Raw genomic sequence first — 8,277 nt, 5'->3', positions numbered from 1 at the left:
GCAGGCGACCTCGTTGTCCACGTCATGCTCCCTGCCGTGCGCGACTTCTACGACATCGACACCTTGTGGGGCGGAGAAAAACCGAGTTTCCACGCCGGTATGCAAAAACCTTGGCACGCCGCCGACTAAAACGGTTTATCCATACAAAGGCCGTCTGAAACTTGAAAGCAAGCAAGTTTCAGACGGCCTTTTGCTATAATTCCATTCTTTTCACATTATTTAATTTATTGCACCATCATGCCGCAACCCGATTTCGCCCAAACCCTCTCCAAAGACCGCCATTTTCTGCGATCTGCCTTTAAGAACCCCAATAAATACGGCGGCCTGGCCAAGGTTGAGGAAAAATACAAAAAATCGCACGACCTCTATCTGCAACGCCTGTCCAAACTGCCCAAGCCCGAATTCGACAACACGCTGCCCGTTCACGAAAAGCTCGACGAAATCAAAAAAGCCATTGCCGAAAATCAGGTAACGATTATTTGCGGCGAAACCGGTTCGGGCAAAACCACGCAGTTGCCCAAGATTTGTTTGGAACTCGGGCGTGGGGCGGCAGGATTGATCGGGCATACCCAGCCGCGCCGTTTGGCTGCGCGTTCCGTAGCAGAGCGGATTGCCGAAGAGCTGAAATCCGAAATCGGCAACGCGGTCGGCTATAAAGTGCGCTTTACCGACCACACCTCGCGCGATGCCTGCGTCAAGTTGATGACCGACGGCATCCTGCTGGCAGAAACCCAGACCGACCATTATCTCGCCGCATACGACACGATTATCATCGACGAAGCGCACGAACGCAGCCTGAACATCGACTTCCTCTTGGGCTATTTGAAACAGCTGCTGCCGCGCCGCCCTGATTTGAAAGTCATCATCACCTCGGCAACGATAGATGCAGAACGCTTCTCCCAACACTTCAACGGTGCCCCTGTTTTAGAAGTGAGCGGACGGACGTATCCCGTCGAAATCCTCTACCGACCGCTGACCAGCAAAGACGAAGACGACGCAGAAGTCGAGCTGACCGACGCAATTGTCGATGCAGCCGACGAATTGGTACGCTATGGCGAAGGCGATATTTTGGTGTTCCTGCCGGGCGAGCGCGAAATCCGCGAAGCCGCCGAAGCCCTGCGCAAATCCACGCTGCGCCGCAACGACGAAATCCTGCCCCTATTCGCACGCCTGTCGCACGCCGAGCAGCACAAAATCTTCCACCCATCAGGCGCAAAACGCCGCATCGTGCTGGCAACCAACGTCGCCGAAACCTCGCTCACCGTACCGGGCATTAAATACGTCATCGACACCGGCCTCGCGCGCGTCAAACGCTATTCCGCACGGGCGAAAGTGGAGCAGCTTCATGTCGAAAAAATCTCCCAAGCTGCCGCCTGCCAACGCTCCGGTCGCTGCGGACGCGTCTCCGCAGGCGTGTGTATCCGACTGTTTTCAGAAGAAGATTTCAACAGCCGCCCCGAATTTACCGCCCCCGAAATCGTCCGCAGCAACCTAGCCGCCGTCATCCTACGCATGGCATCGCTGAACTTGGGCGACGTAGCAGCATTCCCATTTTTAGAAATGCCCGATTCGCGGTATATCAATGACGGTTTTCAGGTATTACTGGAGTTGGGTGCGGTGGAGGCCATCTGAAAAGTAAAAGAAAATGGTAGATTATGTTTCATTTTCAGACGGCCTAAATCATTGAGAAACTAAAAACTATTGAAAAGGGAATATTGGGTTTTAAAACTCAATCGGTAAATTTTTTATTGTGAAATATTAATGATGAAAAAATCTTTCCTCACGCTTGTTCTGTATTCGTCTTTACTTACTGCCAGCGAAATTGCCTATCGCTTTGTATTCGGAATTGAAACTCTGCCGGCGGCAAAAATTGCAGAAACGTTTGCGCTGACATTTGTGATTGCTGCGCTGTATCTGTTTGCGCGTTATAAGGCTTCACGGTTGCTGATTGCGTTGTTTTTTGCGCTCAGCATCATTGCCAACAATGTGCATTACGCGGTTTATCAAAGTTGGATAACGGGCATTAATTATTGGCTGATGCTGAAAGAGGTTACCGAAGTTGGCAGCGCGGGCGCGTCGATGTTGGATAAGTTGTGGCTGCCTGTGTTGTGGGGCGTGTTGGAAGTCGTGCTGTTTTGCAGCCTTGCCAAGTTCCGCTGTAAGACGCATTTTGCTGCCGATATTTTGTTTATTGCGGCGATGTTGCTGATTTTTGGACGTTCATTCAGTACGACGCAGGAACACGGTATTTCGCCCAAACCAACATACAGCCGCATCAAAGCCAATTATTTCAGCTTTGGCTATTTTATCGGACGCGTGTTGCCGTATCAGTTGTTTGATTTAAGCAAGATTCCTGTGTTCAAACAGTCTGCGCCAAGCAAAATCGGGCAGGGCAGTGTTCAAAATATCGTCCTGATTATGGGCGAAAGTGAAAGCGCGACGCATTTGAAACTGTTTGGTTACGGACGCGAAACTTCGCCATTTTTGACCCAGCTGTCGCAAGCCGAATTTAAGCCGATTGTGAAACAAAGCTATTCCGCCGCTTTGATGACGGCTGTGTCCCTGCCCAGCTTTTTTAATGCGATACCGCATGCCAACGGCTACGAGCAAATCAGCAGCGGCGATACCAATATGTTCCGCCTCGCTAAAGAGCAGGGCTATGAAACGTATTTTTACAGCGCGCAGGCGGAAAACGAGATGGCGATTTTGAACTTAATCGGTAAGAAATGGATAGACCATCTGATTCAGCCGACGCAGCTTGGCTACGGCAACGGCGACAATATGCCCGATGAGAAACTGCTGCCGCTGTTTGACAAAATCAATTTGCAGCAGGGCAAGCATTTTATCGTGTTGCACCAACGCGGTTCGCACGTCCCATACGGTGCATTGTTGCAGCCTCAAGATAAAGTATTCGGCGAGGCCAATATTGTGGACAAGTACGACAACACCATCCATAAAACCGACCAAATGATTCAAACCGTATTCGAGCAGCTGCAAAAGCAGCCTGACGGCAACTGGCTGTTTGCCTATACCTCCGATCATGGTCAGTATGTACGCCAAGATACCTACAATCAAGGCACGGTACAGCCCGACAGCTATCTTGTGCCGCTGGTGTTGTACAGCCCGGATAAGGCCGTGCAACAGGCTGCCAACCAAGCTTTTACACCTTGCGAGATTGCCTTCCATCAGCAGCTTTCAACGTTTTTGATTCACACACTGGGCTACGATATGCCGGTTTCAGGTTGTAGTGAAGGCTCGGTAACGGGCAACCTGATTACAGGCGATGCAGGCAGCTTGAACATTCGCGATGGCAAGGCGGAATATGTTTATCCACAATAAGCGGCGTGAAAACCAATAAAGACAAATTTAGATGATGTCGGGGATAGATGCCCGATTGACAAGACTATGCAAAATATGAAAAACCAAGTACGCGGATCAGGCATTGATGCCCGATTCAACCCAGCCAATATTTCAGACGGCCTGCAAAACAGTTCAGGCCATATCGGTGCCAACACGCGCTACCGTCTGACCAAGCTCGGCGAACAAATGGCGCGCCTGCCCATCGACCCGAAAATCGCGCGTATTTTACTGGCGGCGAAGAAACACGACTGCATGGCGGAAATATTGGTGATCGCGTCCGCACTGTCGATTCAAGACCCGCGCGAGCGGCCGTTGGAAGCGCGCGATGCCGCGGCCAAGGCGCATGAACGCTTTACCGATAAGCAATCTGACTTTCTTGCCTATCTGAATATTTGGGACAGCTTCCAGCGCGAGCGCGACAAAGGTTTGTCCAACAAGCAGCTGGTGCAATGGTGCCGTCAATATTTCCTGTCGCATCTGCGGATGCGCGAATGGCGCGAGCTGCACCACCAGCTTGCTCAAACCGCGATTGAAATGGGTTTGACCACCAAAGAAGCCGCGTTTAGACAACCTCCTTCCCAAGAACAATTAAGGCCGTCTGAAAGCCAAGGCGACCAAGATTTGGCGGCAAAGCTCAAACAAAAACAACTGGATAAGAAACAACACCGCGCCCAAATCCGCGCCGCTAAAGAAGCCGGATACGAACAAATCCACCGCGCCCTGCTGACCGGCCTTATCGCCAACGTCGGCATGAAATCACCCGACGGCAACGACTATACTGGCGCGCGCGGCAGCCGTTTCCACCTTTTCCCGGCATCAGCCTTGTTCAAAGCCAAACCTAAATGGGTGATGGCGGCAGAATTGGTTGAAACCACGCGCCTTTACGCGCGCGACGTCGCCGTTATCCAGCCCGAATGGATAGAGCAGGAAGCGCCGCACCTCGTCCGCTATCATTATTTCGAGCCGCACTGGGAGCAAAAACGCGGCGAAGTCATCGCCAGTGAACGCGTGACGCTTTACGGCCTGACCGTATTGCCGCGCCGCCCCGTGTCTTACGGCAAAGTTGCGCCCAAAGAAGCGCGCGAAATCTTTATCCGCGGCGCATTGGTGGCGCAGGAAAGCAATCTTCAGACGGCCTTTTTTGCCCACAATAAAAAGCTGATTAAAGAAATTACCGAACTCGAACACAAATCGCGCAAACAAGACGTATTGGTCGACGACGAAGCCCTGTTTGCGTTTTATAACGAACGCCTGCCCGAGCTGGTGTGGAAAGACGCGAAAGGCGGCATTTGGGGAAGTGAAGAGGGCGGACAAAACCTGTCAGATAAAAATGCCGAACAAAACGGATCAGACAACAAGACCAATCAGCATGCCGCAAAAGGCAAAGGCCGTCTGAAACCTTTGCCCCTTGCCGATATCCGCACCTTTGAAGCCTGGCTCAAAACCGCCGAACGCGACAATCCGCGCCTGCTGTTTCTCAGCCGCGACGATTTGATGCAACACGCCGCCGCGCACATTACCGAAGAACAGTTCCCCAAATTCTGGCAAACCGCAGACGGCAAGTTCAAACTTTCCTACCGCTTTGAGCCGCACCATCCGCTCGACGGCGTGACCATGACCGTGCCGCTGACCGTCCTCAACCGCCTGCACGCGCCGTCGCTCGAATGGCTGGTGCCCGGTATGTTGCGCGAAAAAATCCAGCTGCTGATTAAAGCCCTGCCGAAGCAAATCCGCCGCATTTGCGTGCCCGTACCCGATTTCATCACCAAATTTCTCGAAAGCAATCCCGACCGCCAAGCGGCCATCATTCCCCAGTTGGCGCACTTTATCGCCAAAAGCGCCGGCGATATGCGGATTCTCGAGCAAATCGACCAAGACGCATGGGTGGCGCAAGAATTGCCCGAACACTGCTATCTGAATCTGCGCATTATCGACGACGGCGGACAAGAGCTTGCCGGCGGCCGCAAACTGCATGAATTGCAACAACAACTCGGCCAAGCCGCCGCCGTTACCTTCCGCGACAACACCCAAGAATTCGAGCGCGACAACGTTACCGCATGGGACATCGGCACCCTGCCCGAATCCATCAAATTTGCCCGTGGCAAACAACAGCTCACCGGCTATCTCGGCCTGCAAAAAGAAAAAGACGGCCGCATCGCCCTGCGCCTGTTTGACACCACCGAAGCCGCCGAACAGGCACACCGTCAAGGCGTAATCGAATTGATGAAGCTGCAATTAAAAGAACAAGTTAAAGACCTGAACAAAGGCATCCAAGGCTTTACCCAAGCCGCCATGCTGCTCAAACACATCAATGCCGACACCCTGCGCGACGACCTCACCCAAGCCGTCTGTGACCGCGCCTTTATCGGCGAAGACGAGCTGCCACGCAACGAAAAAGCCTTTAAAGAGCAAATCAAACGCGCCCGCAGCCGCCTGCCTGCCGTCAAAGAAGCCCTCAGCCGCTACTTGCAGGAAACCGCAGCCGCCTATGCCGAACTCAACGGCAAACTCGGCAAGCATCCATTGACCCACCTCCTAAGACTACGCCTGCAAACCCTGCTCGCCGCCGGCTTCGCCACCCGCACCCCGTGGGCACAATGGCCGCGCCTCCCCATCTACCTAAAAGCCATGACCCTGCGTCTCGAAAAATACAGTAGCAACCCCGCCCGCGACGCAGCCCGCGAAGCCGATATTCAAGAGCTGGAACAAATGTGGCAAGAAAAAACCGACAGTTTGGTGAAACAAGGACTACCCGTTTCAGACGGCCTTGCAGGGTTTAAATGGATGATTGAAGAATTGAGAGTGTCGCTGTTTGCACAGGAATTGAAGACACCGTATCCGGTGTCGGTGAAGAGGTTGTTGAAGGAGTGGGGAAAATTCGGTATGTAAATTTCTATATTAGGATTGTTTTTGTAAAACTTGTTCATTGTGCAACAAAAAGCCGTTTGGCTTATAACCAAACGGCTTGCAAATTGTAATGTATTAAAAATACCTCAACACAATTACTTTGAAATATAGATTTTAAAAGGCTTTCCTTTAGCACGAATTACCTTACCATTGGGCAATTTACGAGTCCAACGTAAGATAAAAGTGCCTCGATCGTCTGTATACATATATACACTTTCTATCCGAGGATGTTGCCCAACGCTTAACGGATAGTAGACAATCGCAGACGTTATGGTTAAAATCTAAGAACTTTTAGTCAGAAAGTTAGCAGTTTATAACCTAGTTGCTGTTGTAATGAGCGGCTGGGAATGCTGCATTGTATTCAATGCGTCAACATTGAATACCTACCTGCCGACCTTAATTACGTCAATAATTAAGGTCGGCTTTATTTTATCCATGAGGTTTATTTCGATATTGCTCTAATGCTTTAGCTAAACGTTCGCTATCCATATAAGAAAGTGAGTTAATATCGACTTTCACTAAAAGAGCCCTATTAGCCGGTTCATCAGATACTTCAAAACCAGCTTGCCTTAAAATTAACATAGAAGTTTCAAGCATTTTTTTTGTTGCACGTTTGTAACCTAACTCCTCTTTTAACAGATCGTAAGGTACGTAATATCGACCAACATGCTCACTACCAAATTCACTAACAAGGCGTAAATAAGCCTCTTTTAGTGAATTAATAAGGTTATTTAAGTTCATATCAGCCACCAGTTAAAATTTATTTTCCTTGATTATATGTTAGTAGAGATTTTTTGTCAACGTATTATCTTAAATAACTTTATTTAAGGGTAAATTAATAATTTTTTAGGTATGAATTATGCTGTAAAAGAAATATTTAATTTATTAAAATCAATTAATTATATTAAAATAAGCAAGCCGTAGCCTCCATGCAACCGCGTGCGTGCCTTTGGGCACACACCCTACCTATGAATTACAAAGAGTTTAAAATTTATGTGTAGGGTGTGTGCGGTACGCACGCACGCGGTCTTTTTTAAAAATGTTCTTTCCAATCAAACCAAAGGCCGTCTGAAAGTATTTCCCAACTTTCAGACGGCCTTTTATATTCATATTTCTGTTTATTTTTCCAACCGTGCAATCAGTTCATCGGCCAAGTCGAGATAAGCCTGCGTGCCTTTGGCGTGGGCATCGTAGGCGAGGGCGGGGAGGCCGTGGCTGGGGGCTTCGGCGAGGCGGATGTTGCGGGGGATGACGGTGTCGAAGAGCAGGTTGCCGAAGTGTTGTTTGAGCTGTTCGCTGACTTCGACGACGAGGCGGCTGCGGCTGTCGTACATGGTGCGGACGATGCCGGTTACGTCGAGGTCGGGGTTGATGGCTTGGCGGATTTTGCGGACGGTGGCCACTAAATCGGAAATGCCTTCGAGGGCGTAGTATTCGCAAAGCATGGGGACGATGACGCCGTTGGCGGCGACTAAGCCGTTGAGGGTGAGCAGGGTCAGGGACGGGGGGCAGTCGATGAGGACGTAGTCGTAGTTGTCGGCAACGAGCTGCAGGGCGTTTTTGAGGCGGATTTCGCGTGCGATTTCTTGGACGAGTTCGACTTCTGCGCCGGCCAGTGTGCGGTTGGCGCCCAATACGTCGTAGCCGCCTTCTTTGCTGCGGACGACGGCGTTGGGGATGTCGGTTTCTCCGAGGACAACTTGGTAAACGCCGTTTTCGATGGTGGCTTTGTTGATGCCGCTGCCTGTGGTGGCGTTGCCTTGGGGGTCGAGGTCGACGACGAGGACGCGGCGGCCTTTGGAGGCCAGGGAGGCGGCTAGGTTGACGGTGGTGGTGGTTTTGCCGACTCCGCCTTTTTGGTTGGCGACGGCGAGGATTTGTGCGCTCATGTGCTTTGCTGTCGTGTTAAGTGTGGATGGCTGGATTGTACCGTTATTCGGTATGCTTGGGTTGTTTTCAGACGGCCTTTTTGCGGATGATGACGATATGGCGTTCGGCATTGAGTTGGGG

The 8,277-nt window shown here is 51.0% G+C and carries 6 protein-coding genes; 4 read left to right on the top strand and 2 right to left on the bottom strand.

The features are described 5' to 3' along the window. From ACTHUE_RS07815 to ACTHUE_RS07800, 4 genes are all read left to right on the top strand, one after another. A partial coding sequence (locus ACTHUE_RS07815; RefSeq protein ID WP_440423230.1) for an RsfS/YbeB/iojap family protein occupies nt 1–129 on the top strand: 129 nt, incomplete at its 5' end. 108 nt (nt 130–237) lie between these two features. Then, nucleotides 238–1,632, top strand: coding sequence for an ATP-dependent RNA helicase HrpA (gene hrpA / locus ACTHUE_RS07810; RefSeq protein WP_004520228.1), 1,395 nt, complete (start codon nt 238–240; stop codon nt 1,630–1,632). Between the two features lie 129 nt (nt 1,633–1,761). Then, on the top strand, nt 1,762–3,339 hold the full coding sequence (lpt3, locus tag ACTHUE_RS07805) for a lipooligosaccharide phosphoethanolamine transferase (protein ID WP_440361274.1): 1,578 nt from the start codon (nt 1,762–1,764) through the stop codon (nt 3,337–3,339). A 66-nt stretch (nt 3,340–3,405) separates the two neighbouring features. Beyond that, entirely contained in the window at nt 3,406–6,249 is a 2,844-nt protein-coding gene (locus tag ACTHUE_RS07800; RefSeq protein WP_440361273.1) for a DUF3418 domain-containing protein, read from the top strand. A gap of 447 nt (nt 6,250–6,696) precedes the next feature. Here the strand turns inward: ACTHUE_RS07800 and ACTHUE_RS07795 are convergent, their stop codons facing one another. Together ACTHUE_RS07795 and ACTHUE_RS07790 are read right to left on the bottom strand one after the other, a co-directional pair. Then, nucleotides 6,697–7,008: a hypothetical protein gene (locus tag ACTHUE_RS07795; RefSeq protein WP_070824046.1), complete on the bottom strand. Its 312-nt coding sequence runs from the start codon at nt 7,006–7,008 to the stop codon at nt 6,697–6,699. 377 nt (nt 7,009–7,385) lie between these two features. Further along, nucleotides 7,386–8,156, bottom strand: coding sequence for a ParA family protein (locus tag ACTHUE_RS07790; RefSeq protein ID WP_003681348.1), 771 nt, complete (start codon nt 8,154–8,156; stop codon nt 7,386–7,388). Between the last annotated feature and the right edge of the window lie 121 nt (nt 8,157–8,277).

This window comes from Neisseria sp. P0021.S005, from assembly GCF_051956955.1.
Note: the sequence above shows the minus strand (reverse complement) of the source record. Positions and strands in the feature narration are given on the sequence as shown.